A 25,661-nucleotide genomic window follows, 5' to 3' on the forward strand; every position below is an offset into this window, starting at 1 on the left:
TTTATTTTAAAAGTAACTCTCGCCAAGTTTTTTAAAGACCGGTTTATGGTAAGCTGGCTGCTGGCGATTTGGCACTAGCGGCTTTTCTTTCATGCCGACATATTCTTGCAATAGGTGTTTCGCTTTTGTTAAAGACATTTGAGCTTTAGGATTTCGGTACGATTGATTAAGTGTACCTAAATGCGGAAGATGTTCGAAGTCTTCTTTAGTTGGAGGCATGTGAAAATAGTAGTCTCCGATTGAGATAAGCACGTCCGATTGCTGTTGGCTGAACCTTGGATTTTTTGAAAAATGAAGCCCTATTTTCTTTCCTTTACCTTCTTTGACAAGCTTTTGCAAAGCCCGTTTTTTCAGCAGATATAGGTATTTAGGGTTGGGGGCGGTTTTTGCATGGCGGTTCACAGTGTAAACTGCTTTTGAAAGATTTTCTACGGTTGGCTGCAGATCTTTCGTATATGCATGGTCGTCCATTATTTCTCTCCTTTGCTCTTATCAATTTCTATATGATTAGATTATACTTTTTTAAAGCTGAAATGCAAATATTGAATGTAAAAATGCGCTTTTTTCTAAGAAAAAAAGCGCATTTTTAACCTGCATTATACAGATCTTGCCTTCTTTTTCGGCTGTTCTTGAAATGCTTCCTGAACATTCACTTCCACAGCCTGAGCACTGTATTTTGGCAGTGCAATAAAATAAAAAATAAAAACGAGCAGGATAATAACACCCATGCCGTAATAAAGATAATCAATGTTTGAAACAAACTTAGGGAATAACAGTGCGACTAAGCCAAGTGTCAAAGACTGTGCAAACATCATAAAAGGGTCCTGCATGCCGCTTACACGTCCCATCAGTTTTGGATGAACAATTTTGGGCATCCACCCTCCGATTGCAATGTTGATCGGTCCGATGCACATTCCCAGTGCAAAAGCTGCCGCGTAATACACCCATAAAATATTGGTGTAGCCGAGGACGAAGATCAGCAAACCTGCAATGAAAATCGGTATCGACATTAAAAAGTGCGGCTTCACTTTTTTAGAGATGATCGTGCCGATTACGCTTCCTGCCAGAAGCCCAAACCCGAGTGCGATCGTAAATACAGACGTATGCCACTCATATCGGTCAGGAGCCAATCCATATTTCATTGTAAACATCGGCAATACGGCGAATCCTCCGTTGACAAATCCAAAAATGAAGAAGCCGAAAATAAGAGATGCCAGCAATTTGTTTTTTAAAATATAGAGGATGCCTTCTCTAAAGTCATTTATTGAATCCTTAACAGAAGTCTTTCTCCAGCTGAATGCACCGTTTGGCTGTCGGGCTTCTTTTGGAATCCGGCAGCTGCGGATCAGCAGCCCGGAAATGATAAAGCTGACAAAATCAAGAATAATGGCGCCTTCAATACCGATGGTGTTGTACATAAACGCGCCTATCCCGACTCCAAACACCATAAAAATGCTAAAAAGCATCTGATTAAGCCCTGCGGCTTTCGCATAATGCTCCTTCGGCAGAATGGCTTGTACCAAACTGTTTTCTGCCGGAAAGAAAAACTTTGTTACAGCGCTTCTGATAAATAAGATACAAAAAACAAGAGGAATATTGCCGGTAAATAAAGTGAAAAAAAGCACGACAGTCAGGCCTGCTCTGATCCAATCACAATTTTCTGCCACCTTTTTTCTGTCAAACCGGTCCGCGACGACTCCCACGATCAGAAATACAAATATGGTCGGAAGAGAATACATTAGCTCCGCCAAGGTCGTATATGAAGGCTGGCTGCTGAATCGGTCCAGCAAAAAAAAAGCAAAGGCCATGTTGCCTACTGTCGTGCCCATTTGAGAAGCGAGTGCTGCGAAAAATAGACGAACAAAATTACGATTTTTAAATATATCCATAAAAACGCTCCTTACCCTAAAGGTCCCACTTTATCATATTATAAACCGCCTGTTTTTGAAACAAATAAGAAAACATTACCGGTTAATCGTGACTCTTGTTCCGTTTGGCACAATTGAAGCAAGTTCGATCACGTCTTTGTTATGCATGCGAATGCAGCCCTTAGAAACAGCCTTACCAATCGAAGCGGGATTATTCGTCCCATGTATTCCGTAGTGCTGCTTTGAAAGGCTCAGCCAATAAGCGCCAAATGGGCCGCCGGGATTGCGCTGGCGGTTAATAATGTAAAACTCGCCAGTAGGCGTTTGCGTTAGTATTTTACCAACGGCGATGGGATAGGTTTTCATTACCCGATTATTTAGGAACAGCGTAAGGGTCTTCGCTCCGATTGAGACTGCGATATGATACGGAATTGTATAAGGGTCCGGCAGTCCGGGGATGACTATGGACTGTCCCGCGGTGAGCCTTGCCTGCAGTGACGGATTAGCCTGGAGTAATGCAGCCGTGCTGATTCTGAAATCAGCCGCGATGCTGTTCAGTGTATCACCTTGCTTCACCTGGTACGTAAGCAGTTTCCTCATCCTCCTTTTTTACTTATAAGTATTGATGAGGAGCCCATCCTGCTACATTAATTTGTGCTTTTTAAGGTGAAGACAGTGATTTCAGGCTTGGCCAGAAACCGTAAAGGCAGCCTGGTCATCCCGAGGCCTCGGTTTACGTAAATATGAGTGCTGCCCGTTTGATACATTCCCTCTGTGTAGACTTTTCCATATGGAGGCGTAATAATCGGTCCGTAAAAAGGCAGCTGAATCTGGCCGCCGTGTGTATGGCCGGAAAGCTGAAGGTTCACGGGATAATCTGTTGTTTTCAAGGCCGCATCAGGTTCATGGACGAGAAGAATGGAAAAAAGTCTGTCGCTCAGCCTTGAAAGGGTGCCTTCATAATCTGGGTTTCCCAGCATTAAGTCATCAAGCGAAGCAATCTCGATTTTGCTGCCATCTGCGAGTGACAATGTTTGATAGCCATTGCGATATACCGTGAAACCTCCGGCTGTCATCAAGCTATTGTAAACGGCAGTTCCATAGCCTCCGTGATCATGATTGCCGTAAATACAAAGCTTGCCGAAGGGAGCATTAAGCTTTCTCAATAATGGAATGACTGCCTGGTGGTGCTGGTACGTATCAGGATTATCGATGATATCACCTGTAAAAACAATGAGATCAGGTTTAGATTCATTAATTGTAAAAATGACAGTTTTTAAATCTTCGAGAGTAAAGTAATCACTCAAGTGTGTATCACTGAACTGCACGATTTTAAAACCGTCAAATCCGTGCGGAATGAGAGAGCTTTTTATTGTGTGTTCGGTTGTCTCGATCATATGCGGCTCGAGATATCTGGCATAGCCATATCCCCCGCCGGCCGTTAAAGCCCCGGCAGCAAGAGCGCCGAACATTCCTTTTAGAAATTGTCTTCTGGACATCTTTTTCATTTCAAACCAACCTTTAATAGAGTTTTTCTATTATATCATCTGTATCTGATAAAAATCTCATATGAGCATGTGCTGACAGAGGCAGGGATATAATGATAGAATATTATTGAATGAATACTCATTCACAATAGGAGGGAGAAACATGGAAAAAAAGGCGGTTATCATTACCGGCGGGTCAAGCGGCATGGGAAAAGCGATGGCAAAAAAACAGGCTGAATTAGGGTGGCACGTTATGGTGACAGGGAGGAACCATGAAGCACTTGAGGAAACAAAAAAAGAAATTGAGACCTTTGAGGGGCAGGTCGCTTGTTTTCAAATGGATGTCCGTTCCGATTCCGCCGCTTCAGACATGATTAAAGAAGCGATAAAAGCCTTTGGCCGGCTTGACGCGCTGATTAACAACGCGGCCGGAAACTTTATTTGTCCGGCAGAAAAGCTGACGCCCAATGGATGGAAAGCCGTTATTGAGATTGTTTTAAACGGCACATTTTTTTGCAGCCAAGCAGCGGCAAGGCACTGGATTGACCAGAAGCAGCAGGGTGTCATTTTAAATATGGCAGCCACGTACGCTTGGGGAGCGGGAGCGGGGGTCGTTCATTCCGCTGCAGCCAAAGCGGGGGTATTGTCACTGACAAGAACGCTGGCCGTTGAGTGGGGGAGCAAATACGGCATCCGCACAAACGCGATAGCCCCCGGACCGATTGAACGAACAGGCGGTGCGGAGAAGCTATTTGAATCGGAAAAAGCGATGGCCCGCACGATGAACAGTGTGCCGCTCGGCCGATTGGGCACACCGGAGGAAATCGCCGCTTTGGCAGCGTTTTTGCTTTCTGATGAAGCATCCTATATAAACGGGGATTGTATCACAATGGACGGAGGGCAATGGCTGAATCCTTATCCGTTTTAAAGAATATTAATCTTTGGATTCAATGTGGTATAATCAGACAAAGATAGAGAAGCAGGTGATAACATGTTGGATCCACTTGATATTTTAACGAACATTGATGATGTCCTTCCATATTACCAGGCGATTTTCAGTGCCGAGGAACAGAAGGTTGTCGGATATGAGGTGCTTGGACGAATTTTGGCAGATTCAGAAATCCAAAGTCTCGGGCCCTTCTTTTTAGATGCAGGGATACCCGAAGAATATAAATTAGAGGTTGATAACAGAATTATCCGCCAGGCTCTTGACCGCTTTTTAGAGGCGGATTCTGATCTGCTGATTTTTATGAATCAGGATGCCAATCTGCTGATGCTGGATCATGGTGAAAGCTTTCTGGAGCTTCTGAAAGAATATGAAGCGAAGGGAATCGAACTCCACCGTTTTGTGCTTGAAATTACAGAGCACAATTTTGAAGGGGATATTGAGCAGCTCTACCATATGCTTGCATACTATCGTACATACGGAATTAAAATCGCAGTTGACAACATCGGAAAAGAAAGCAGCAACTTGGACAGAATCGCGCTGCTCTCACCAGATCTGTTAAAAATCGATTTGCAGGCGCTGAAAGTGTCACAGCCGTCACCGTCATATGAGCATGTGCTGTACAGCATCTCTTTATTAGCAAGAAAAATCGGTGCGGCGCTGCTGTATGAAGACATTGAGGCGAACTTCCAGCTTCAGTACGCCTGGAGAAACGGAGGCCGCTATTTTCAGGGCTATTACTTGGTGTCCCCATCTGAAACGTTTCTAGATAGAGATGTATTGAAACATAGACTTAAAACTGAATTTCACCAATTTATCACACATGAGAAAAAGAAACTGGAGACCGTCTATGAGCACTCTGAACAGTTTTACAAACGAGTGCATCAGGCTGTGACCTCTTTGAGAAAAAACAATCTGTCTTCTGATGATGACTTTATTAAAAAGCTGGCGGAAGAGCTGACAGATTGCAGCTTCAGGATTTACATGTGTGATGAAGAAGGCGATCAGCTGACGGGAAATGTGTTTAAGCAAGATGGAGAATGGATTTATCAGCCGGAATATGCGGAGAAAAACTGGAGCTGGCGCCCTTATTTTCTGGAGAACATTATGAGAATGAGAAATCTCAGAAAAGGTTTTTTCAGTGATCTGTATAGTGATTTGGAAACAGGTGAAATGATTAGAACGTTTTCGTATCCGATGGAGGATCAGGTGTATTTATTTATAGACTTGCCTTATTCATATTTATATGAGCAGGATGGATTGATTTAACGGCTGAGAGGCCGTTTTTTTTATGAATTGAAAAAAATATCAAAAAACGATTGACATTGATACTGAGAATCATTATCATTTAATTATAGAGAGAAGCTACTCTCTGTTCCCCAACCCCTCTATCAGATCAAGATCCGAAAAAACTTGGCGCTACCCCCGCCAAGTTTTTTATTTGTCAAAGCATAGGACAATCCAATGAAACAATAAACCTAACTAGTGGTAAACGTTTAACACGGGGAGAAACATTCAGTGCCGAACACCCCTGACACTGCTGCACGGGTGAGGAGGAAAATTCGTTCTGAAATGATTATTTATTTCAGGTCCGTGTTTACTCTATCCAGCATGACTCCCATTGATTATGGCCACGCGGGACTTCACCAGAAAATTCAAAAGAAGGTTTTGACAAAGTTGCAAAAAGGCATTCTTAATGCTGCAAAGATTCGAAAAAAATTATAATTGTGTGCATGACATTCAAAAAAAGCCTCAAACTAAAGAAAAATAGTTTTTTTCACTTTTTTTCTTTGCTTAAATTCAGCAGTGAAAATGCCATCCTGTCCGACTTTATGGTATGATGCTCAATAGAACTTGTATTATAATAAATACTTGTTGATTTGAAGTTGCTTTTTGAAAGGAGTCTTTTTTTAGAATGTCACAATTAATGGGTATCATCACACGGCTGCAAAGTCTGCAAGAAACAGCGGAAGCGGCTAACGAGCCAATGCAACGCTATTTCGAAGTGAATGGTGAGAAAATATGCAGTGTTAAATATTTCGAAAAAAATCAAACGTTTGAACTGACGGTTTTCCAAAAAGGTGAAAAACCTAACACATATCCGTTTGATAATATCGACATGGTTTCCATCGAAATCTTTGAACTTCTTCAGTAAGATTCCTGAAATAGGGGGGAACAAGCTTCCGCCTTTGCAAAAGTAATCGAAATAAACGGTAAGGAACATACTTGTTTCATGGTTGTAAATCCTTGAAAAGGAGTGTCGTGATGGCTGATTCTTTTCTGTTTTATAATCTTTCAGAAGCACAGATGACCTTTCAAGATGTGATGGAACGGCTTAAAGCCTTTGTTCAAAAGGACCCCCGTTCTTCTTATGTGTTATCGATCGGAACCGATTCACAGGTTTACCGCGATTACACAAAGTTTATTACCGCATTGCATTTGCATCGTACAGGCAAGGGAGCTTGGGGCTGTTTGAAAAATCATACAGTCGACAGACCCATACATAGCCTTCGGGAGAAGATTTCGTTAGAAACGGCGTACAGCCAAGAAACGGCCGCTCATATTCTTGATGGACACTTAATGGATATTACCGATCTGCTCCTGCCCTTTACCGGTGAGGGGGCGGATCTTACCTTTGAAGTTCACTTGGATATTGGGAAAAAAGGGCTTACAAAAGATCTGATCCAAGAAATGACTGGACGTATTACCTCCATGGGGATTGAGGCCAAAATAAAGCCGGATTCATACACTGCCTTCAGCTATGCAAATCGTTTCACAAAATAATTTGGCTGGAAAAGCCAAGGTAAATGTCGAATTATGCGGTTGACGTTTGTTATCTGATTACTTATTCTAGCGGTAGAGCTGAAAGTAAGTTGTCTTGCTTTCAGAGGTATTCAGTATAAAACAGGGGGCCTGATTGCGAATGAGTCTTATCGGTGAACGATTTACAGAAGAAGAACAAAAACTTCTGCTGAATATCCTGATCAACCATGAGTATGCCATCGAGCTATTAAGCAGTGAGATCAACGATATAGAGACAGGGACCAAAAACGTTGACGGAACCACCTACAAAAAACTTGTAACGCTATACGACCGATTTCGATTTGAAAATTAATGGGACACCCTATAATTGATACTCCACAAAGAGTATCTTTTTTATTGAAAGGAAACTTTTCGACAAATACTGATAAAGTTTATATTATTGCAATATAGGGAATGTATTGATGATGAAAATGAAAAGGGGTCGAAAACATGATAAGCTTACAATCAGATCAACTTCTTGAGGCAACAGTCGGACAATTTATGATTGAGGCAGACAAAGTAGCGCACGTGCAAGTCGGAAATAACCTTGAGCATGCATTATTAGTATTGACAAAAACCGGATACACAGCCATCCCGGTTCTGGATCCTTCCTATCGTTTACATGGCTTAATCGGGACAAATATGATCATGAACAGTATTTTTGGGCTTGAGCGAATTGAGTTTGAAAAGCTTGACCAAATCACTGTTGAGGAAGTCATGCTGACTGACATTCCGCGCCTGCATATCAATGATCCGATTATGAAGGGATTCGGCATGGTCATTAATAACGGATTTGTCTGTGTCGAAAATGACGAGCAGGTTTTTGAAGGGATTTTTACGAGAAGAGTCGTTTTAAAGGAATTGAATAAGCATATACGCTCATTGAATAAGTAGGCTGTACGGCCTATTTTTATTATATAGGCAGAGTGAAAAAAGAAAGCGCATACATAATTTAAACGAGAATAGGGCTTGAATAAGAAACTAAGATTTTATTAGAATGGGAGATAAGAAAAACTTATTGATAACAAAAAGGAGGACGACATGCAGCTTCAAGAGCTTCATATGCTCGTAGTTTTAGCTGAGGAATTAAATATGAGAAAGGCGGCAGAACGGCTTTTTGTATCTCAGCCGGCTTTATCTCAGCGCTTACAAACCATTGAAAAGGCGTGGGGAACAAAAATCTTTTTAAGATCCCAAAAAGGATTAACGGTAACGCCCGCCGGTGAGAAAATCATTCAGTTTGCGAATGATGTGACATTAGAGCAGGAAAGAATAAGAGAAAATATTGACGAGCTTGAAGGTGAAATTCACGGCACGTTGAAGCTTGCCGTCGCCTCCATAATCGGTCAGCATTGGCTCCCTAAAGTCCTGAAGACGTATGTGGAAAAGTATCCGAATGCAAAGATCTCGCTCATAACCGGGTGGAGCAGCGAAATGCTGAAAAGCTTGTATGAGGATCAGGTTCATATCGGCATTATAAGAGGCAACCCTGAGTGGAAGGGGCGCAAAGATTACTTAATGACAGATCATCTGTATTTAGTGGATACTGAAATTTCCTGCATCGAAGATATTGCCCATACAGAACGGCCGTTTATCCAGTTTAAAAGTGACAGCACTTATTTTCAGGAAATTCAGCACTGGTGGCATCAAAAATTTAAAACGTCGCCGAAACAGACGATATTGGTTGATCAGATTGAAACGTGCAAACAGATGGCGCTGCACGGAATCGGTTATGCCATTTTGCCGTCTGTTACCCTTCAAAATGAAGATAAAGTGAATAAAATGCCTCTCTTAGACATGAAAGGGCATCCGATCGGTCGGGATACATGGTTATTAGGCTATGAGCCTGCCTTTGAACTGAAACAAGTTCAAGCTTTTGTACAAGTGATAAAGGATATGCTGGATCAGGAAAATCCATTTTAAAGACAGCGAGGTGCTGTCTTTTTTTTTATTTATCTGTTGACAATGAAAATCATTATCATTTAAAGTGATACATATGATATTGAAAATCATTATCAATTAATGGGGTGATAACATGGCTAAAGCCTTGATTACATATGCCAGCATGTCAGGAAATACAGAAGACATTGCCTTCATAATAAAAGATACGCTTCAGGAATATGAGTTGGATATCGATTGTGTCGAGATAGAAGATGCGGATGCGTCTTGTTTAACCTCCTATGATTATGTACTGATTGGCACCTATACATGGGGGGACGGCGATTTGCCCTACGAAGCGGAGGATTTTTTCGAAGAGGTCAAACAGCTTCAGCTTAATGGTTTAAAAACAGCCTGCTTCGGGTCTGGCGATTATTCTTATCCAAAGTTTTGCGAAGCGGTGAATTTGTTCAATGCCATGCTGCAAGAGGCGGGAGCTGCTGTTTACCAGGAAACACTAAAAATTGAATTAGCGCCTGAAACAGATGAAGATGTGGAAAGCTGCCGAGCGTTTGCGAGAGGTTTTCTTGCATGGGCAGATTATATGAACAAGGAAAAAAGCCATGTTTCATAAAGGAGCAACTGCTGTTACGGCCTCGGCGTTTTCTGGATATTTTGTGGCGGTACAAAGAGAAGGCATTTTTCATTATTCTTTGGAGCAGGGCTGGAGAAAGCTTTTTCGTTTGAAAAGTAAGATACACTGTATCAGCTACATAGGGCCTTACTTATTTGGCGTCGGTGAAAAGGGAACAGTCATTCGTTCGGCTGATGAAGGGAAAACCTGGACGATGTCGAGCTTTCCGACAAATGCAACAGTGTGGGCGATTACCGGCAGAAACAACGGGTTTGTCTGCGCCCACGGTAAGCATTGTATTTATGTATCGGATGATTTTGGTATCTCATGGCGCGTAACCAAACCTTTTGCCGAATTTCATAATCCCCCTGTTATCCGGTCGCTATGCCTTCACGGGGGCAATCTTTTTATCGGCACGCAAATACACGAATATTTTGGCGGCATTTGGGCTTACGACATTAAGCGTGACACTGTCCAAGTTGTCAAAAAAGAAAAAAACCGGATGACGGCATCCATGCTCGTGTTCAATGAAAATTGGCTGGTGGCGGCGATGGGTTCTGTGAAAGGAAAGCACGGTGCTGTCACTGTACGGAATCTTTTGAATGGTGAAGAATTCATCATTCAATCCAGCATGATCAGAATTGAAGAGTCATTTCTTGATCTTTCAGAGGATGATGGCATTATATATGTCACTACAACACAAGATGAAAATGGTTTTTCGAGAATTTACCAGGCTGATCTCGAAGCCCGGTCGTTAAAATGGTTCGATACCATTAAGGGGCATGGATGGAGAGTGGCCAATCAGAAAGAGAATTTCTTTTGCGCAGGCTTGTATGAATGTAAATTTGTCCAGCCGTACGAAGTTTCAGCAATGATTCATTAGAGGAGGAACGGAATTGGCGAAGATTTTGCTCGTTTATGCAACAATGTCAGGCAACACTGAAGCAATGGCAGATTTGATTGAAAAGGGGCTTCAGGAGGCGGAAGCAGAAGTAGACCGTTTCGAAGCAATGGATATTGATGATGCCCAGCTGTTTACCGATTATGACCATATCATAATGGGGACCTACACGTGGGGAGACGGAGATCTGCCTGATGAATTTTTAGATCTGGCTGAAGACATGGAGGAGATTGATTTTTCCGGTAAAACATGCGCTGTATTCGGTTCCGGTGATACAGCATATGAATTTTTCTGCGGAGCGGTTGATACGCTCGAAGCAAAAATAAAAGAATGCGGTGGCGACATTGTGCTGCCTTCGGTAAAAATCGAAAATAATCCAGAAGGTGAAGAAGAGGAAGAATTAATAAACTTCGGGAGACAATTCGCAAAGAAAAGCGGGTGCGCTGTCTGATCACTCACTGGGAACTGCTAAAACGGCTGTTCCTTTTTTTCTTGTCTTTGTATCTTTCCTTTGATACAGTAATGAGGTAGAAAATCAGGAGGAGGACTATACATATGAAAATGATGGACGCAAATGAAATTATTTCATTTATTCAAAATAGTACAAAATCTACACCTGTAAAGGTTTACGTGAAAGGTGAGCTGGAAGGAATCAATTTCGGCGAATCTGCGAAAGCTTTTATCAACGGAAACACTGGTGTCGTTTTCGGTGAGTGGAGCGAAATCCAAACAGCAATCGAAGAAAACCAAAGCAAAATCGAAGACTATGTGGTTGAAAATGACCGCCGCAATTCTGCGATCCCAATGCTTGATCTAAAAAACATCAAAGCGCGTATCGAGCCGGGCGCGATCATCCGCGACCAAGTTGAAATCGGTGATAACGCAGTCATCATGATGGGTGCTTCTATTAATATCGGTTCAGTCATCGGCGAAGGCACAATGATTGATATGAACGTTGTGCTTGGCGGACGAGCTACTGTTGGAAAAAACTGCCATATCGGCGCGGGTTCTGTACTTGCGGGCGTTATTGAGCCGCCATCCGCTAAACCGGTTGTGATTGAAGACGACGTCGTAATCGGCGCAAATGCTGTTGTGCTTGAAGGTGTAACAGTAGGTAAAGGAGCTGTTGTTGCTGCGGGAGCGATCGTGGTAAATGACGTTGAGCCATACACTGTCGTTGCAGGCACACCAGCTAAAAAAATCAAAGACATTGATGAAAAAACAAAAGGCAAAACTGAAATCAAGCAGGAATTACGCCAGCTGTAAGGAAAAGTTTGATAAAAAAGGCGTGGATAATGTATCCACGCCTTATTCGTATAGGCAGGAGGAATAGAAATGAAGAAAGAGGAGCTCATCGCAATTCGCAGAGATCTGCATCGTATACCGGAGCTTGGATTTCAGGAGTTCAAAACCCAGCAGTATTTATTACATGTCTTGGAACAATATCCCCAAGACAGAATTGAAATTGAGAAATGGCGAACAGGGCTTTTTGTAAAAGTGAACGGGACGGCGCCGAAAAAAATGCTGGCGTACAGAGCGGATATCGATGCGCTTTCTATAGAAGAGCAAACTGGTCTTCCATTCGCATCAGAGCATCACGGCAACATGCACGCCTGCGGCCACGATTTGCATATGACGATTGCACTCGGCATTATTGATCATTTTGTTCACCACCCAGTCAAACATGATTTGCTTTTTCTGTTTCAGCCGGCAGAGGAAGGGCCTGGCGGTGCGGAACCAATGCTTGAGAGCGATGTATTAAAAAAATGGCAGCCTGATTTCATCACTGCGCTTCATATTGCTCCAGAGCTTCCGGTAGGCACCATTGCGACAAAAAGCGGCCTTCTATTTGCGAATACATCAGAGCTAGTCATCGATCTGGAAGGCAGAGGGGGACATGCGGCATATCCGCATTTGGCTGAGGATATGGTTGTAGCGGCAAGTACACTTGTCACCCAGCTGCAAACGATTATCTCTAGAAACACAGATCCGCTAGACAGTGCTGTTATTACAGTTGGTACCATTACCGGAGGCTCGGCACAAAATATCATTGCGGAAACGGCCCACCTGGAAGGCACGATCCGCACGCTTTCTGAAGAATCGATGAAACAGGTAAAGGAACGGATTGAAGATGTGGTGAAAGGAATCGAAATCGGATTCCGCTGCAAAGGAAAAGTGACATATCCGTCTGTTTATCACCAAGTTTACAATACGAGCGGATTAACAGAAGAATTTATGTCTTTTGTTGCTGAACATCAACTGGCGACAGTAATTGAAGCAAAAGAAGCTATGACTGGAGAGGATTTTGGCTACATGCTGAAAAAATATCCCGGCTTCATGTTCTGGCTCGGCGCTGATTCTGAACATGGGCTTCATCACGCTAAGCTGAATCCCGATGAAAATGCGATAGAAACAGCGGTTAATGTCATGACAGGTTATTTTTCTGTTTATGCCAATTAAGTACAAATGAAAGAATAAAATTCCATAAAATGAGCACTCTAGTAAACGGAGGTGTTCAAAAATGGCTAAAAAAATTGGAATTGAACAATCGTTATCAGATGTAGAAGCTGCTTTAAAAGAAAAAGGATATGACGTTGTAATGATGAAAAGCCCTGCTGATGCTCAAGGCTGTGACTGCTTTGTCGTAACAGGTCTTGATAATAATGTGCAAGGGATAGCCGATACGGTAACACAAGCACCTGTCATTACAGCTTCCGGGATGACGGCTGAAGAAATTTGCAGCGAAGTTGAGAGCAGAATTCAGTAACATAAAAACCGAAGCAAAAAGCTTCGGTTCTTTTATTATTCTGTTTCTTTAGGGAAAGCGCGGTCGAACGCGTTCTTTATTTCTTTTCTCAACACTCGTTCGACTCGCCACTGTTCCATATTTTCTGTTTTGGCAATGACCCTGATCACAATTTCAGAAGTCCCCAGTTCTTGAATGCCGATGACATTTGGGCCTTCTTTTATTTGTGGAAGAGCCGCTGCCGTTTCATCACAAACCTGCTGTAAAATATGAATCATTTCATCAATGTTTCTTTCAGCCGGCACTTTAATATCAACAAGAGCCTGCATGGTACCACGAGAATGATTGCTCACGTTTGTGATGTTTCTGTTGGGGATGTAATGCAGTGTTCCGTCAAAGCTGCGGATTTGAGTTGTTCTTAAGCCAACCTGCTCGACAATTCCGTCAAAGGTGGAAACGGTAATATAATCTCCGACATCCAATTGTTTCTCAAGCAAAATAAAAAAACCTGTCACGATATCACTGACAAGCCCTTGGGCGCCAAATCCGACAGCCAGGCCGACGATTCCTGCCCCCGCTAAAAGAGCGCTTGGATCATAATGAAACAAATCTAGAACCATGACGAAAAATATGAAAATCAATGTATAAGCAAATATGTTAAGAGTCAGGCTTCGGAGCGTATGTGCACGTCCGATAGACAAGCTATTCTGCTCCTCGAATTTTGCAAACAGATGTTTAATGATTTTCATGCCTAATGATCGAACGATAAAATAGAGCAATATCATAATGGCGAGTTTAATGAGCAGAACACCGGCATTTGTAATCAGTCCCGCCCAATCATATTGTTTAATAAAGTCCATGTTGAGCTCCTTTTCTAATTGATTGCTGCACATTGAGACTAGTTACCCTGTACATGACCATGTTAAACGTTTTATTCAAAAATGTCGAAGCCAAAGACATACATGATTTGTTAAAAATTGACTCGGGAAATCTGCTTTTATATAATGGCATTGCGATATAACTAAAAATGGTTAATCATCCTTTATTTTCATGCGATTTTGACCTTTAAGCCAAAAAATAAATTGGAGGGATACATATGGCAGAACGTATGGTAGGTAAACAAGCTCCTCGTTTTGAAATGGAAGCAGTCCTTGCAAGCAAAGAATTCGGCAAAGTAAGTCTTGAGGAAAACATGAAAAACGACAAATGGACAGTGCTATTCTTCTATCCAATGGATTTCACTTTTGTTTGTCCGACAGAAATTACAGCAATGTCTGACCGCTATGACGAGTTCGAAGATCTTGATGCAGAAGTCATCGGGGTTTCAACTGATACCATCCATACTCATTTAGCTTGGATCAATACAGACCGCAAAGAAAACGGTCTTGGCCAGCTGAAATATCCGCTTGCTGCTGATACAAACCATGAGGTATCCCGGGAATATGGCGTCTTAATCGAAGAAGAAGGTGTGGCTTTGCGCGGATTGTTTATTATTAATCCTGAAGGGGAGCTTCAATATCAAACTGTTTTCCACAACAACATTGGGCGTGATGTTGATGAAACGCTTCGTGTTCTCCAGGCGCTGCAAACTGGCGGACTATGTCCGGCTAACTGGAAACCAGGCCAAAAAACACTTTAATTCTTTCCAAGAACGAAAAGCGGTCTAGCATATTCGTTAGGCCTTTCTGTTAAATAGGAGGGAAAAAGCAATGAAATTACGTCAGCCCATGCCGGAATTGACGGGAGAAAAAGCTTGGTTAAATGGTGAAGTGACGAGAGGGCAATTGATTGGGGAAAAGCCGACGCTTATTCATTTCTGGTCCATCAGCTGCCACTTGTGCAAAGAAGCGATGCCGCAAGTGAATGAATTTCGTGATAAATATCAAGATCAACTGAATGTTGTAGCTGTGCATATGCCTCGTTCCGAAGATGATCTTGACCTTGGTAAAATTAAAGAAACAGCTGCTGAACACGATATCACTCAGCCGATTTTTGTTGACAGTGACCATGCTTTAACCGATGCATTTGAAAATGAATATGTACCTGCATATTATGTGTTTGATAAAACAGGACAGCTCCGTCACTTCCAAGCCGGCGGGAGCGGTATGAAAATGCTTGAAAAACGTGTGAACCGCGTTCTGGCTGAAATGGAATAGGTATATGACTAAATAGTATTTCCTAAAAACCTGATCACATCAGGTTTTTTATTTGTGCAAAAAGCAATGGAAGAAGAGTAAGAAGCTTATTTTTCCAAATTTGGGTATAGGAATTGATGATTTGTTTGATTGATACGCTAAAAAACACAGCTGATTTTTGATGTTTTTCCTCAATTTTAGATAAATCTCATATCTCATAACTCGAAAATTGTAGATATTACACTAAATTTCTTTAAAGAAGTAAGTAAAATATATATTTTCAACATTATACCAAATAAACTAGAAAGACCCTTGACCCCTTGAGAATAAAGGACTCTTTTGAAAAATAAAACTTTTTCAGAAAATAAGGAATTTTTCATAGAGTAAATATAATAGTAAAATGCTAAAATAATAGTTGATAAAATTACTTTTGTAATCTAATATCTTAATTAAAGATGTTAATTTTGATAGGGGGTACATTGAGGAATGTTTAATGAAAGAGAAGCTTTGCGCTTGCGGTTAGAACAATTAAATGAAGCTGAAGTGAAAGTCATTCGTGAATATCAAATTGAACGTGATAAAATATACGCAAAATTAAGAGAGCTGGACAGAAATGGAAGCCCTTCCGAAATCAAAAAGGATTTCCGTTCTGAAAAAAAACCTGACTCTCTGCCGGTTCTCGCTGAGCTTGCGGCTCAGGAAATCAGAAGCTATCAGCCGCAATCACAGCAGCAGTCTGTTCAGCCTCAGCTTCAATCTATTTCCTCTCTTCCTGCCGGTATACCAGACGGAACTACACGAAGAAGAAGAGGAACGGCAAGACCGGGATCAAAAGCAGCTAAGCTGCGTGAAGCTGCTATTAAAACATTAAAACGCCACAACGCGGCGATTAAGAGCTCGGAGCTTCAAAAAGAGATTGAAAAAGAAAGCGGTCTTGAAATCCCTAATATGACAACGTTTATGCAAAGCTTAATTAAAATGTACCCGGAAGTGAAAAAGCCATATCGCGGGCAGTACATTTTAGAGGGTGAAATCGAATCTGCAGAATCAGCAAATGAATAAATATAAAGAAAAACTGCTTGGCATCGCTCAAGCAGTTTTTTTATTGAGGTTTTTTCTGTGAAGGTTTGTTTTCTTTTTCAAGATTAAGCTTATACACCCACTTTTGATAAGGCTTTTCTTCAGCGGCTCTGTTTTTCAGCTCTTCGATTGTATGGCTCTTGGCCTGGTCTGATGATTGGGCGCGGGCAAGCTGTTTTTGAAGCACATGTATCTGTTTGGTGACATCTTCAAGGATGGTCTCTACATGATTTGGCTGCGCGTAGACCGCTGGAGCTTCTTCTTCCGTTTTTTCTTTTTGTGTCGTGCCGCCATCAATATCAGCAAAATGAGAAGCAATCCAGGCATCGCTTTCATCAAGCTGCCGTTTATACGATATAATAGTTTCGTGAAATAATTTTTCTTTCGTTTTTTCTATGTCTAGCAGTCTTTCTTTCGTTTCTATGATTCGATCTTTCATATGATCAACTTCTATTTTAATATGTTTTAGCTGATATTCTTTTTCTACCATTTGCTCTTTAAGACGCCCATTTTCGGCTTTTATCAATTCGGCTTGCTGTTTTGCCTGAAGCAGTGCATTTTGTTCCTGCTCAATTGAGGCTTGAAGTTCGCTGATCCGTTTATGAAGATTTTTATTTTCTTCTTCGATTTTGACTTTAGCAATATGAAGTTTATGTTTTTCTTCGATTTCGGCTCTGCGTTTATAGGTTTCAGCAGATAGAAGCTCCTGCAAAACAACGATTTTATCAAGCAATTCAGCTCTTATTTGGTGCAGGGTTTGGCTGGTGTGGGAGGCATGTTTTTCTTTTGTTGACATATGTGTTAATTCGGTAGACAGCTGCTGGAGTTTTTCTTTCATATCGTTATTTTCTTTGAGCAGTTTGTTATTTTTCTGATGAAAGTAGCTTGCTTCAAGTTCAGAAATCAGCTTATGGCACCTTGAAAGCTCGGATTTTAAATAAAGGTTCTCCTGAGACACGTCGTGGAAAAAAGGACCTGATCTTTTCATTCGAACCATCTCCCTCATGATGTTAACACTACAATATGCAAATACTGAACAGCTATTCCTCTTTAATAAACAGACAAGCAGTAGCGTTGAGCCTTTGCTTTTGCTATGCTTTTAACGAAACTAGAGGTGAGATGATTTGAAGCATGTAAACGTACTGCTGGCAGGGGGAGCCTCGCGGCGATTTGGAGAACCGAAGGCGTTTGTCAAATGGAAGGGCAGGATGCTTTATGAATGCGCTAAAGAGGCACTTGGAGAACATACGTTTATCATCAGCCGTCCCGAATTTATTGATAGATTTCAAGAAAACGGTGAAAATGAAGTGTATCAAGATGCTGAACCATTTCAAGGCATGGGGCCATTGGCTGGTATATATACCGCTTTTAAAAAGACAGACGGTGATCTTTATACTGTTCTTTCCTGTGACACACCGCTGATACAAAGAAGGACGATGCTGGAGCTCAAACGTCTGATGACTGCCGGTGCGGACGCGGTAGTCCCAATTTCAGACGGACAAGTGCAGCCATTGATTGCGATTTACCACAAACGTATCATGCCAGTTCTATACGATCAGCTTTCTGAGAAGAGGTTGAGAATATCAGATTTATTAGGCAGAATTTCGGTTTGTTACGTACAGGCTGAAAATATCGGAGCAAACCCGGCAGAGTTTATCAACATTAATACACGTGATGATTTTAGCTGTTTGGAAGAAAAATCGAACTCCCTCAAGAGGGACTGACGGGGCAATAACATGATAAGATGACATAAAAGATAAGGAGAACAGGTTTGATGGAGGAACGTTATTCACGGCAAATCAGATTTAAGCAAATTGGGGAAGAGGGTCAGAAAAGACTGGCAGACAGCCATGTGCTGATTGTCGGAGCGGGAGCGCTCGGCACTGCAGGAGCTGAAGGGCTTTCGAGAGCGGGAGTCGGTACTATTACCATTATTGACCGTGACTATGTGGAGTGGACCAATCTTCAAAGACAGCAGCTTTATACAGAAAGCGATGCCAAACTCCGCATGCCAAAAGCCATGGCTGCCAAAGAGCATCTATCAGCGATTAACAGCGAAATACATATTGATGCGTATGTTACCGAAGGAACAGCCGAAACGCTTGAGCCGCTGATTGAAAAAGCAGATGTCGTGATCGACGCGACAGATAATTTTGAAACCCGCATGCTGATAAACGATCTTGCCCAGAAAACAAAGACACCTTGGGTCTATGGCGCCTGTGTAAGCAGCCAGGGAATGTTCATGACGGTCATTCCCGGAGAAACCCCTTGTCTGTCTTGTTTGTTTGAGCAAATTCCTGTCGGCGGGGCGACGTGTGATACTGCCGGCATTATTCCGCCTGCTGTGCATATCGTTTCAGCATATCAGCAGGCTGAGGCATTAAAGCTGTTAACCGGCCAAATAGAAGCAATACAGCGGGGTTTTGTGACATTTGATGTCTGGAACAATTCGCATATGAAGATTAACGTTAATCATGTACGCCGTGAGGAATGCCCATCTTGCGGAGCTAATGTGGTATATCCTTATCTTCAGGATTGGAACACACCAAAAGCTGCTGTATTATGCGGCCGTGATACAGTGCAGGTAAGGTCAGAATCATTAAAAAGAATCCCGAAACAGGAGCTCATTAAGCGGCTGAAAACAATCGGCAAGGTCGAGGCCAATGCGTTTTTGCTGCATATTTTTTACGAGGATTTCAGAATTGTCATTTTCAATGATGGACGGGCACTGGTGCATGGAACAAATGATGTGAAAGAAGCCAACTCCGTGTTGGCAAGAGTGATTGGATTGTAACAACAGGAGGGGTCAGAATGCTGGAGAAAAGAACACCGATATCGGTAGACGAGGCAGTTCGGCGTGTCTGCCATTTTCAAAAACAAGGTGAAACAGAATGGGTGGCGCTTGAAGACAGCCTTCATCGGTTTTTAGCCGAAGATATAACTGCGGATCACCACGTACCCGCGTTTGACCGTTCGCCATACGATGGTTTTGCTGTCAGAGCGTGCGATACGGCAGAAGCTTCACGTGAAAACCCAGTTCGGTTTGAAGTTATTGACCATATTGGAGCGGGAGCAGTATCTGAAAAAGAACTTGGCCCGTTTCAGGCCGTGCGGATTATGACTGGCGCGCAAATCCCTGAAGGGGCAGATGCAGTCGTCATGATTGAACTGACTCAAGCCTTTGAGGAGAATGGGAAGTCATTTATGTCTTTAAAACGCCGCTTTCAGACGGGGGATAATATTTCAAAAACAGGTGAGGACGCTCAAAAAGGGAGTGTTTTACTGAGAAAGGGCACCCGGGTGACACCAGGAGTGACGGCTCTTTTGGCAACATTCGGATACGCATCTGTGCCTGTCGTGAGAAAGCCTGTAGTCGGGATTATCGCAACCGGTACCGAATTGCTGAATGTCAGTGATCCGCTGGAACCGGGAAAAATCCGCAACAGCAATGCGAGTATGGTATATGCGCAAGCGATAGAAGCAGGCGCAACACCGCTTTATTTAGGGAAAATCTCTGATGAACTGGATAAAAGCTTTGCTGCAGTTAAAGAAGCGATGAAAAAGGTGGACTTCCTGATCACAACTGGAGGTGTGTCAGTCGGTGACTTTGACTTTTTGCCTGCGATCTATGAAAAACTCGGAGCGGACGTGCTGTTTAATAAAGTTGCCATGCGCCCGGGCAGCGTGACAACGGTGGCGCATGCAAACGATATGCTGCTGTTTGGCCTTTCAGGTAATCCGTCGGCATGCTATGTCGGTTTTGAACTGTTTGTCAAACCGATAATCCAGACATGGCTGCTCAATGAAACACCGCATTCAATTTGTGCGGAAGCTGTTTTGACCAAGGATTTTCCGAAGCCGAACCCATTTACCCGATTTGTTCGTGCGCTCGTGCACCATCAGGAAGGGAAGCTGTTGGCGACACCCGTTGGCTTAGATAAGTCGAGCTCTGTCACATCACTTGCAGTTGCCAATGCATTTATTATCCTGCCGGGCGGCACGCGAGGCTACGAATCTGGCAGAACGGTTCAAGTACTGCTCATCAGAGAAGAGAATGGAAGTGAATGGCCTTGGTCCGTCCTTTCCCGATCGTCCAAGTTGTAGGATTTCAAAACAGCGGGAAAACAACGTTTATTGAGCGCATTCTTGAAAAAGCCTCTGAACAGGGAGTCCATTTGGGCTGCCTGAAGCATCATGGTCACGGCGGTGAACCGCAAACGCTCACGGAAGGAAAAGACACGGACCGTTACAAGGCGGCAGGTGCTGGTGTAACAGCGGTAGAAGGTGCTGGTGTGTTACAGCTGACTGCCCGCCGCAATTGGGATTTGGCACGGCTGATTGAGTTATACCAATTTCTCGAAACAGACTGTCTTCTGATTGAAGGCTTTAAAAAAGCCCCTTATCCTAAAGTGGTTATCCTAAGTGAAAAGGAAGATCTGGAAGCGCTGCAAGCAGTAAATATAATCGCCATCATCTATAGAAAAAAAGAGCATATGACAGAGCATCAGGGATTACCCGTTTTTCATGCGGATGATCCGGTTGCCGTGGATTTTGTGCTTTCACAGCTAAAGGGGGAATCTGGATAATGGAACGGTTTGAGATTACGAAAACACCCATTAATACTGAAGACATCGTCAAAAAAGTGGAGAAACGGGAAGCAGGAGCCATTACGACATTTATTGGTACGGTTCGGGAATGGACAAACGGAAAAAGAACGGTTCGGCTTGAATATGAGGCATATGAACCGATGGCCGTGCAAATGCTTGCTCAAATCGGCGCTGAAATCGAAGAAAAATGGGAAGGTGCCTCAGCTGCGATCACGCACCGTATAGGTGTGCTCGATATCGGTGAAGCAGCGGTAGTGATTGCTGTATCTTCTCCCCATCGAAAAGCCGCATATGAAGCCAATGAGTATGCGATTGAACGCATTAAACAGATTGTGCCGATTTGGAAAAAAGAAATTTGGGAAGACGGTGAGCAATGGATCGGCGACCAGCTAGAAACAACAGCTTATCCGAACGGAAAACCAGACCTAAGCGAGGGAGAGCAGCATGATTAAAATTCTTTTATTTGCAGGACTGGCTGAACAGGCCGGTACACAAGCAATAGAAATAGATATGGAACAAGCAACCACAGATGAAATAAAAGTGAATCTAAAAGAACAATACGGTCTTGAATCTATTGATACGGCTATGATTGCCGTCAACGAAAGCTATGTAAAAGAAAATACCTCTTTATCTTCAGGTGACACGGTAGCCATCATACCGCCGGTCAGCGGGGGATGAAAACCGGACGGCATTTCAGCCGTCCGGTTTTTCTGTATTTCATTGGCATATCCCCAAGTATCCCCAGCATACAATGATTTTCTGTAAGCGTTTATTCTACATATGTTACTCCCTATGAAGTAAGAGACTCATTCCATAATTAGACTGAAATTTTGAAAAATAATAGAAATTTATTTCGGGTATCGATATAGTAAAGATGATAAATGTTGGAAAGGTGCTGGATATGGAGACATTTAAAAGATTAAAAATGTATTATTGGCCGTACAGAAAAGTGTTTATGTGGTCGCTTCTAGCCATGCTTTTGATGACTGCAATTACTGTCGTTTATCCGATTATCCTGCAAATTACGATTGATGAGATCGTGTTGGGACGGCAGTATCAGCTTGCGGCGTGGGTCAGCTTAGGATTTATTGCGGTAATGGTTTTGAAAGGAACGGCTACCTTTTTTCATCAGTATTTAGGTGATATGTTCGGGATCAAATCCGTTTATCGGCTGAGAAATGGTCTGTATGAAAAACTGCAGCGGCTTTCTTTTTCTTACTATGATAACGCGAAAACAGGAGATTTGATGTCCAGGCTGACTGCTGATGTTGAAGGGCTTCGTTTTTTCTTATCATACGGTCTCGCTGAGCTCATTCGTTTCGGCCTGCTGGTAGCCATCAGCCTGTCGGTTATGTTTTACTATTCTGTTCCTCTCACGCTTGTGACAATAGCTGTTCTGCCATTTCTCGCGGTTGCGGTATACCGGTTTGACAAAAGAGTCCATCCCGCCTTCAGAGGCATCCGCAAATCGTTTGCGAAACTCAATACAAAAGTCCAGGAAAATATCAGCGGCATTAATACGGTTAAATCTCTTTCCAGGGAAGATTTTCAGATCAGCACTTTCAATAAAGCCAATGCAGAATACAGGGCGCAGTATTTACAAACATCATCCATCTGGTCTGCGTATTTCCCTTTAATGGAGTTCATTGGTAACATTTGTATTGTAGCTCTCCTCTCATACGGCGGTTACTTGGTTATGCAAAATCAGCTCAATCCCGGCGAGCTTGTTGCTTTCTTCAGCCTTGTCAATTATATGATGTGGCCGATTATGAACTTAGGTTTTGTCATCAATATGTTCTCTCAAGCAAAAGCGTCAGGGGAACGCCTGCTCGACATTCTGGAAAAAGAAGAAGACATTACAGATCATCCTCATGCTTTGCATAAACAAAAATTAACCGGAGATGTCCATTTCAAAAATGTTTCTCTTGCATACGGGAAAGAACAAACAAACGCGCTGTGCAATGTAAGCTTTGAGGGAAACAGCGGGAAGGTAATCGGACTGTTGGGCCCGACAGGTTCAGGCAAAAGTTCAGTGACACAGCTTCTCACCAGATTTTACAGTCCTGTTAGCGGAATGATTACCATTGATCACAAACCCATCACAGATTATTCGTTAAAAACCCTTCGCTCCAATATCGGGGTCGTACTTCAAGAATCCTTCTTGTTTTCATCTACGATCAGATCAAATATTTCGTATGGGCGGCCGGATGCCTCAATGGAAGACGTCATCGAAGCGGCAAAAAGGGCGCAGGCTCATAACTTTATTATGGAGCTTCCTGATGGGTATGACACCATGCTGGGAGAGAGGGGAATGGGACTTTCCGGCGGACAGAAACAGCGTATTGCCATTGCGAGAGCCATCTGCTTGAACCCGAGCATTTTAATATTGGATGATGCCACAAGTGCAGTAGATATGCAAACGGAGCACAACATACAGCTTGCCTTAAAAGAAGTCATGAAAAACCGCACAACCTTTATCGTCGCACACCGCATTTCTTCACTGAAACACGCCGATGAAATTCTCGTTTTTAATAAAGGACGCATTCGTGAAAGGGGAACACATCATGAGCTTCTTGAAAAAGGCGGCTACTATAAAAAGATTTACGATTTGCAATACCGTGATGTCAAAATGATTAATGAGCCGCATGAGGTCGGATAGGGAGGGGCCAAATGAAACAAGCGAAAAAACAGGGGATTTTAGAGCGTTTCTATTACTCTTCAGATGAAATCATTGAAAAGCCGTTTAACTGGGCTCAAATGTGGCGGCTGCTGAGCTATGTCAAACCATATCGAAAAACAATTTTGCCGCTTTCTTTTCTCACCGTATTGATGGGCACTGCTGTGAAGCTTGTGATCCCCATTCTGATCGGCGTTTATGTTCTTGATCAAGCGATTACAGGGAGAAACTCGGAGCTGCTGATTCAGCTCATTTTTATTATTAGCGGTTTATATGTCCTCAATTACGCCGCCAATGTGTTAAGAATCAGGTGGATGAATCAGCTTGGCCAGCATGTCATTTACGATTTGCGACAGCATTTATTTACCCATGTGCAGCGCTTATCCCATCGATTTTTTGATCAGCGGTCGGCGGGTTCGATCTTAGTCAGGATCATGAATGATATTAACTCTCTTCAGGAGCTCTTTACAAGCGGAGTCATCAATTTGTTGACCGACTTGCTGCTTCTGGCCGGCGTGATTATCATTTTGTTTACGCTTAGCCCTGAGCTGACTATAGCCATCATGGTGACATTGCCGATTATGTTTTTTATTTCAACAAGTCTCAGAAAAAAAATACGCCGATCCTGGCAAACGGTACGGCTAAAGCAATCAAAGCTCAACTCTCATCTAAATGAAAGCATTCAGGGCATCCGGGTCACACAGGCATTTACGCAGGAAGAAGAAAACATGGCGTATTTTGACGGTGTCAATCAGGAGAACTACGAATCATGGCAGGAAGCAACTAGAAAAAATGCCATGTTCCGTCCGCTGGTAGAAATGACGAATGCGATTGGGACGGCTGTCTTGATTTGGTATGGAGCCACACTCATCATGAATGAAACCATTACGATTGGCGTCTTCGTTTCTTTTGCTTTCTATCTGGGAATGTTTTGGGAACCTATTTCGAGACTGGGTCAGGTCTATAATCAGCTGTTAATGGGGATGGCATCATCAGAACGGATTTTTGAGTTTCTGGACGAACAGCCAAATGTCAAGGAGAAGCCGAATGCCATTCATAATGAAAAGATAAAGGGGGAGATCAGTTTTGAAGAGGTTGAATTTTCGTATGATGAAAAACGAAAAGCCCTTCACGCCGTTTCTTTCTCTATTCCGGCGGGCTCGACGCTTGCGCTTGTCGGGCATACAGGGAGCGGGAAGACGACGATTGCGAATTTAATCAGCCGTTTTTATGATGCGACCGGAGGCACCATTAAAATAGACGGTATACCGATTAAGGATCTTTCCCTTGCCAGTCTGCGCTCTCAAATCAGCATTGTCCTGCAAGATACATTTATTTTCTCTGGGACCATCATGGAAAATATTCGTTTTGGAAGGCCAAATGCTTCGGATGAAGAGGTGATGAAAGCGTCCCAAGCGGTCGGAGCGGATGAGTTTATTTCCGATTTAGCGGAAGGATACGCAACAGAGGTAGAGGAAAGGGGCAGCGTACTGTCTGCCGGTCAGCGTCAGCTCATTTCATTTGCAAGAGCATTGCTCGCCGATCCGGCTATTATCATCCTTGACGAAGCAACGGCAAGCATTGATACAGAGACAGAAGTAAAAATTCAGCAAGCGTTAAAAACGCTTCTGAAAGGGCGTACAGCAGTGATGATCGCTCACAGATTGTCTACGATCCGCGACGCCGACCGCATCATTGTTCTTGATCACGGCAGGAAAATAGAAGAAGGGAACCATGATCAGCTGATCGCTAAAGGAGGCATTTATGCCGGGCTTGTGAAAGCGCAATACAGCACAGCGATAGAATAATATGAAAAGCCTTCAATATTGAAGGTTTTTGGAAATTTATTAGAAAAACATGAAACTTTTTGATATCCTTGCCGTACTATTTGTTAGATATT

Annotated in this window: 30 protein-coding genes; 24 read left to right on the forward strand and 6 right to left on the reverse strand. The window is 42.8% G+C overall.

Annotation, left to right across the window (positions count from 1 at the left end; genetic code table 11):
• Nucleotides 1-6 precede the first annotated feature (6 nt).
• The 4 genes from MHH79_RS07615 to MHH79_RS07630 form a co-directional block, all read right to left on the reverse strand.
• Complete coding sequence (locus tag MHH79_RS07615) at nt 7-471, reverse strand: YkyB family protein (RefSeq protein ID WP_003232406.1); 465 nt, start codon at nt 469-471, stop codon at nt 7-9.
• Nucleotides 472-596: 125 nt separating this feature from the next.
• Nucleotides 597-1,889 carry an MFS transporter gene (locus MHH79_RS07620; RefSeq protein WP_014479656.1) on the reverse strand — a complete coding sequence of 431 codons (1,293 nt, stop codon included), beginning with the start codon at nt 1,887-1,889 and terminating at the stop codon, nt 597-599.
• Nucleotides 1,890-1,964: 75 nt separating this feature from the next.
• Nucleotides 1,965-2,459 (reverse strand): L,D-transpeptidase family protein, encoded by a 495-nt coding sequence (locus tag MHH79_RS07625; protein ID WP_080467397.1) that lies wholly within the window; start codon nt 2,457-2,459, stop codon nt 1,965-1,967.
• A 56-nt stretch (nt 2,460-2,515) separates the two neighbouring features.
• Nucleotides 2,516-3,376, reverse strand: a complete 861-nt coding sequence (locus MHH79_RS07630; RefSeq protein WP_063336162.1) for a metallophosphoesterase — start codon at nt 3,374-3,376, stop codon at nt 2,516-2,518.
• 142 nt (nt 3,377-3,518) lie between these two features.
• Here MHH79_RS07630 and fadH point away from each other — a divergent pair, with 142 nt between their 5' ends.
• From fadH to MHH79_RS07695, 13 genes are all read left to right on the forward strand, one after another.
• The gene (gene fadH, locus MHH79_RS07635; protein WP_014476659.1) at nt 3,519-4,283 is read left to right on the forward strand and encodes a 2,4-dienoyl-CoA reductase; all 765 of its coding nucleotides are present in this window, start codon (nt 3,519-3,521) and stop codon (nt 4,281-4,283) included.
• Nucleotides 4,284-4,346: 63 nt separating this feature from the next.
• Nucleotides 4,347-5,570, forward strand: a complete 1,224-nt coding sequence (locus MHH79_RS07640; RefSeq protein WP_100506094.1) for an EAL-associated domain-containing protein — start codon at nt 4,347-4,349, stop codon at nt 5,568-5,570.
• 646 nt (nt 5,571-6,216) lie between these two features.
• On the forward strand, nt 6,217-6,456 hold the full coding sequence (locus tag MHH79_RS07645) for a DUF1797 family protein (RefSeq protein WP_003218671.1): 240 nt from the start codon (nt 6,217-6,219) through the stop codon (nt 6,454-6,456).
• Between the two features lie 110 nt (nt 6,457-6,566).
• A complete protein-coding gene (locus MHH79_RS07650; protein WP_003232389.1) occupies nt 6,567-7,085 on the forward strand; it encodes a ribonuclease H-like YkuK family protein in 519 nt (172 codons plus the stop codon).
• Between the two features lie 133 nt (nt 7,086-7,218).
• Complete coding sequence (gene abbA, locus MHH79_RS07655; RefSeq protein ID WP_010886502.1) at nt 7,219-7,416, forward strand: AbrB antirepressor AbbA; 198 nt, start codon at nt 7,219-7,221, stop codon at nt 7,414-7,416.
• Between the two features lie 137 nt (nt 7,417-7,553).
• Complete coding sequence (gene cbpB, locus MHH79_RS07660) at nt 7,554-7,997, forward strand: cyclic-di-AMP-binding protein CbpB (RefSeq protein ID WP_003218674.1); 444 nt, start codon at nt 7,554-7,556, stop codon at nt 7,995-7,997.
• 147 nt (nt 7,998-8,144) lie between these two features.
• Nucleotides 8,145-9,026 carry a transcriptional regulator CcpC gene (gene ccpC, locus MHH79_RS07665; protein ID WP_003232387.1) on the forward strand — a complete coding sequence of 294 codons (882 nt, stop codon included), beginning with the start codon at nt 8,145-8,147 and terminating at the stop codon, nt 9,024-9,026.
• 112 nt (nt 9,027-9,138) lie between these two features.
• A complete protein-coding gene (locus MHH79_RS07670) occupies nt 9,139-9,615 on the forward strand; it encodes a flavodoxin (protein ID WP_063336158.1) in 477 nt (158 codons plus the stop codon).
• Nucleotides 9,605-10,498: a hypothetical protein gene (locus tag MHH79_RS07675; protein WP_047182547.1), complete on the forward strand. Its 894-nt coding sequence runs from the start codon at nt 9,605-9,607 to the stop codon at nt 10,496-10,498. Before MHH79_RS07670 ends, MHH79_RS07675 begins: the two co-directional genes overlap by 11 nt.
• Nucleotides 10,499-10,511: 13 nt before the next feature.
• Nucleotides 10,512-10,967 (forward strand): flavodoxin, encoded by a 456-nt coding sequence (locus MHH79_RS07680; RefSeq protein WP_015383540.1) that lies wholly within the window; start codon nt 10,512-10,514, stop codon nt 10,965-10,967.
• 104 nt (nt 10,968-11,071) lie between these two features.
• A complete protein-coding gene (gene dapD, locus MHH79_RS07685; protein WP_003218680.1) occupies nt 11,072-11,782 on the forward strand; it encodes a 2,3,4,5-tetrahydropyridine-2,6-dicarboxylate N-acetyltransferase in 711 nt (236 codons plus the stop codon).
• 69 nt (nt 11,783-11,851) lie between these two features.
• Nucleotides 11,852-12,976, forward strand: a complete 1,125-nt coding sequence (locus MHH79_RS07690; RefSeq protein WP_015383541.1) for an N-acetyldiaminopimelate deacetylase — start codon at nt 11,852-11,854, stop codon at nt 12,974-12,976.
• A gap of 61 nt (nt 12,977-13,037) precedes the next feature.
• A complete protein-coding gene (locus tag MHH79_RS07695; RefSeq protein WP_309529631.1) occupies nt 13,038-13,283 on the forward strand; it encodes a YkuS family protein in 246 nt (81 codons plus the stop codon).
• Nucleotides 13,284-13,318: 35 nt separating this feature from the next.
• On the opposite strand, the gene mscT is transcribed toward MHH79_RS07695, so the two are convergent.
• Complete coding sequence (gene mscT, locus MHH79_RS07700; RefSeq protein WP_003244994.1) at nt 13,319-14,122, reverse strand: small-conductance mechanosensitive channel protein MscT; 804 nt, start codon at nt 14,120-14,122, stop codon at nt 13,319-13,321.
• Nucleotides 14,123-14,358: 236 nt separating this feature from the next.
• Between mscT and ahpA the strand changes: the two genes are divergently transcribed.
• The 3 genes from ahpA (at nt 14,359) to rok (ending at nt 16,459) form a co-directional block, all read left to right on the forward strand.
• On the forward strand, nt 14,359-14,901 hold the full coding sequence (gene ahpA, locus MHH79_RS07705) for a biofilm-specific peroxidase AhpA (protein ID WP_003245371.1): 543 nt from the start codon (nt 14,359-14,361) through the stop codon (nt 14,899-14,901).
• A gap of 70 nt (nt 14,902-14,971) precedes the next feature.
• A complete protein-coding gene (ykuV, locus tag MHH79_RS07710) occupies nt 14,972-15,418 on the forward strand; it encodes a thiol-disulfide oxidoreductase YkuV (RefSeq protein ID WP_100506092.1) in 447 nt (148 codons plus the stop codon).
• A gap of 465 nt (nt 15,419-15,883) precedes the next feature.
• On the forward strand, nt 15,884-16,459 hold the full coding sequence (gene rok / locus MHH79_RS07715) for a transcriptional regulator Rok (RefSeq protein ID WP_003232378.1): 576 nt from the start codon (nt 15,884-15,886) through the stop codon (nt 16,457-16,459).
• A gap of 40 nt (nt 16,460-16,499) precedes the next feature.
• On the opposite strand, the gene cse15 is transcribed toward rok, so the two are convergent.
• Complete coding sequence (cse15, locus tag MHH79_RS07720) at nt 16,500-17,465, reverse strand: spore protein Cse15 (protein WP_340035077.1); 966 nt, start codon at nt 17,463-17,465, stop codon at nt 16,500-16,502.
• A gap of 136 nt (nt 17,466-17,601) precedes the next feature.
• On the opposite strand from cse15, the gene MHH79_RS07725 reads away from it, so the two are divergent.
• The 8 genes from MHH79_RS07725 (at nt 17,602) to MHH79_RS07760 (ending at nt 25,569) form a co-directional block, all read left to right on the forward strand.
• A complete protein-coding gene (locus tag MHH79_RS07725; RefSeq protein ID WP_100506090.1) occupies nt 17,602-18,201 on the forward strand; it encodes a molybdenum cofactor guanylyltransferase in 600 nt (199 codons plus the stop codon).
• A 50-nt stretch (nt 18,202-18,251) separates the two neighbouring features.
• Nucleotides 18,252-19,271 carry a molybdopterin-synthase adenylyltransferase MoeB gene (locus tag MHH79_RS07730; RefSeq protein ID WP_251218372.1) on the forward strand — a complete coding sequence of 340 codons (1,020 nt, stop codon included), beginning with the start codon at nt 18,252-18,254 and terminating at the stop codon, nt 19,269-19,271.
• A gap of 17 nt (nt 19,272-19,288) precedes the next feature.
• Nucleotides 19,289-20,581 carry a gephyrin-like molybdotransferase Glp gene (gene glp, locus MHH79_RS07735; protein WP_309529630.1) on the forward strand — a complete coding sequence of 431 codons (1,293 nt, stop codon included), beginning with the start codon at nt 19,289-19,291 and terminating at the stop codon, nt 20,579-20,581.
• Entirely contained in the window at nt 20,542-21,063 is a 522-nt protein-coding gene (gene mobB / locus MHH79_RS07740) for a molybdopterin-guanine dinucleotide biosynthesis protein B (RefSeq protein ID WP_251218374.1), read from the forward strand. Before glp ends, mobB begins: the two co-directional genes overlap by 40 nt.
• The gene (locus MHH79_RS07745) at nt 21,063-21,536 is read left to right on the forward strand and encodes a molybdenum cofactor biosynthesis protein MoaE (protein WP_014476677.1); all 474 of its coding nucleotides are present in this window, start codon (nt 21,063-21,065) and stop codon (nt 21,534-21,536) included. The genes mobB and MHH79_RS07745 overlap by 1 nt, the downstream gene beginning before the upstream one ends.
• The gene (moaD, locus tag MHH79_RS07750) at nt 21,529-21,762 is read left to right on the forward strand and encodes a molybdopterin converting factor subunit 1 (protein WP_063336152.1); all 234 of its coding nucleotides are present in this window, start codon (nt 21,529-21,531) and stop codon (nt 21,760-21,762) included. The genes MHH79_RS07745 and moaD overlap by 8 nt, the downstream gene beginning before the upstream one ends.
• A gap of 223 nt (nt 21,763-21,985) precedes the next feature.
• Nucleotides 21,986-23,743: an ABC transporter ATP-binding protein gene (locus MHH79_RS07755; protein ID WP_100506087.1), complete on the forward strand. Its 1,758-nt coding sequence runs from the start codon at nt 21,986-21,988 to the stop codon at nt 23,741-23,743.
• An 11-nt stretch (nt 23,744-23,754) separates the two neighbouring features.
• Nucleotides 23,755-25,569 carry an ABC transporter ATP-binding protein gene (locus MHH79_RS07760; protein WP_100506086.1) on the forward strand — a complete coding sequence of 605 codons (1,815 nt, stop codon included), beginning with the start codon at nt 23,755-23,757 and terminating at the stop codon, nt 25,567-25,569.
• The last annotated feature ends 92 nt before the right edge of the window (nt 25,570-25,661 follow it).

It is taken from the genome of Bacillus sp. FSL K6-0993 (assembly GCF_037977205.1).
GTDB classification, from domain to species: Bacteria; Bacillota; Bacilli; order Bacillales; family Bacillaceae; genus Bacillus; species Bacillus subtilis.

What these genes read in the sequence shown, in the direction of transcription:
- MHH79_RS07615 (WP_003232406.1), bottom strand. Translation starts at nt 471, where the DNA reads ATGGACGACCATGCATATACGAAAGATCTGCAGCCAACCGTAGAAAAT.
- MHH79_RS07620 (WP_014479656.1), bottom strand. Translation starts at nt 1,889, where the DNA reads ATGGATATATTTAAAAATCGTAATTTTGTTCGTCTATTTTTCGCAGCA.
- MHH79_RS07630 (WP_063336162.1), bottom strand. Translation starts at nt 3,376, where the DNA reads ATGAAAAAGATGTCCAGAAGACAATTTCTAAAAGGAATGTTCGGCGCT.
- fadH (WP_014476659.1), top strand. Translation starts at nt 3,519, where the DNA reads ATGGAAAAAAAGGCGGTTATCATTACCGGCGGGTCAAGCGGCATGGGA.
- MHH79_RS07640 (WP_100506094.1), top strand. Translation starts at nt 4,347, where the DNA reads ATGTTGGATCCACTTGATATTTTAACGAACATTGATGATGTCCTTCCA.
- MHH79_RS07645 (WP_003218671.1), top strand. Translation starts at nt 6,217, where the DNA reads ATGTCACAATTAATGGGTATCATCACACGGCTGCAAAGTCTGCAAGAA.
- MHH79_RS07650 (WP_003232389.1), top strand. Translation starts at nt 6,567, where the DNA reads ATGGCTGATTCTTTTCTGTTTTATAATCTTTCAGAAGCACAGATGACC.
- cbpB (WP_003218674.1), top strand. Translation starts at nt 7,554, where the DNA reads ATGATAAGCTTACAATCAGATCAACTTCTTGAGGCAACAGTCGGACAA.
- ccpC (WP_003232387.1), top strand. Translation starts at nt 8,145, where the DNA reads ATGCAGCTTCAAGAGCTTCATATGCTCGTAGTTTTAGCTGAGGAATTA.
- MHH79_RS07670 (WP_063336158.1), top strand. Translation starts at nt 9,139, where the DNA reads ATGGCTAAAGCCTTGATTACATATGCCAGCATGTCAGGAAATACAGAA.
- MHH79_RS07675 (WP_047182547.1), top strand. Translation starts at nt 9,605, where the DNA reads ATGTTTCATAAAGGAGCAACTGCTGTTACGGCCTCGGCGTTTTCTGGA.
- dapD (WP_003218680.1), top strand. Translation starts at nt 11,072, where the DNA reads ATGAAAATGATGGACGCAAATGAAATTATTTCATTTATTCAAAATAGT.
- MHH79_RS07690 (WP_015383541.1), top strand. Translation starts at nt 11,852, where the DNA reads ATGAAGAAAGAGGAGCTCATCGCAATTCGCAGAGATCTGCATCGTATA.
- MHH79_RS07695 (WP_309529631.1), top strand. Translation starts at nt 13,038, where the DNA reads ATGGCTAAAAAAATTGGAATTGAACAATCGTTATCAGATGTAGAAGCT.
- mscT (WP_003244994.1), bottom strand. Translation starts at nt 14,122, where the DNA reads ATGGACTTTATTAAACAATATGATTGGGCGGGACTGATTACAAATGCC.
- ahpA (WP_003245371.1), top strand. Translation starts at nt 14,359, where the DNA reads ATGGCAGAACGTATGGTAGGTAAACAAGCTCCTCGTTTTGAAATGGAA.
- ykuV (WP_100506092.1), top strand. Translation starts at nt 14,972, where the DNA reads ATGAAATTACGTCAGCCCATGCCGGAATTGACGGGAGAAAAAGCTTGG.
- rok (WP_003232378.1), top strand. Translation starts at nt 15,884, where the DNA reads ATGTTTAATGAAAGAGAAGCTTTGCGCTTGCGGTTAGAACAATTAAAT.
- cse15 (WP_340035077.1), bottom strand. Translation starts at nt 17,465, where the DNA reads ATGAAAAGATCAGGTCCTTTTTTCCACGACGTGTCTCAGGAGAACCTT.
- MHH79_RS07730 (WP_251218372.1), top strand. Translation starts at nt 18,252, where the DNA reads ATGGAGGAACGTTATTCACGGCAAATCAGATTTAAGCAAATTGGGGAA.
- glp (WP_309529630.1), top strand. Translation starts at nt 19,289, where the DNA reads ATGCTGGAGAAAAGAACACCGATATCGGTAGACGAGGCAGTTCGGCGT.
- mobB (WP_251218374.1), top strand. Translation starts at nt 20,542, where the DNA reads ATGGCCTTGGTCCGTCCTTTCCCGATCGTCCAAGTTGTAGGATTTCAA.
- MHH79_RS07745 (WP_014476677.1), top strand. Translation starts at nt 21,063, where the DNA reads ATGGAACGGTTTGAGATTACGAAAACACCCATTAATACTGAAGACATC.
- moaD (WP_063336152.1), top strand. Translation starts at nt 21,529, where the DNA reads ATGATTAAAATTCTTTTATTTGCAGGACTGGCTGAACAGGCCGGTACA.
- MHH79_RS07755 (WP_100506087.1), top strand. Translation starts at nt 21,986, where the DNA reads ATGGAGACATTTAAAAGATTAAAAATGTATTATTGGCCGTACAGAAAA.
- MHH79_RS07760 (WP_100506086.1), top strand. Translation starts at nt 23,755, where the DNA reads ATGAAACAAGCGAAAAAACAGGGGATTTTAGAGCGTTTCTATTACTCT.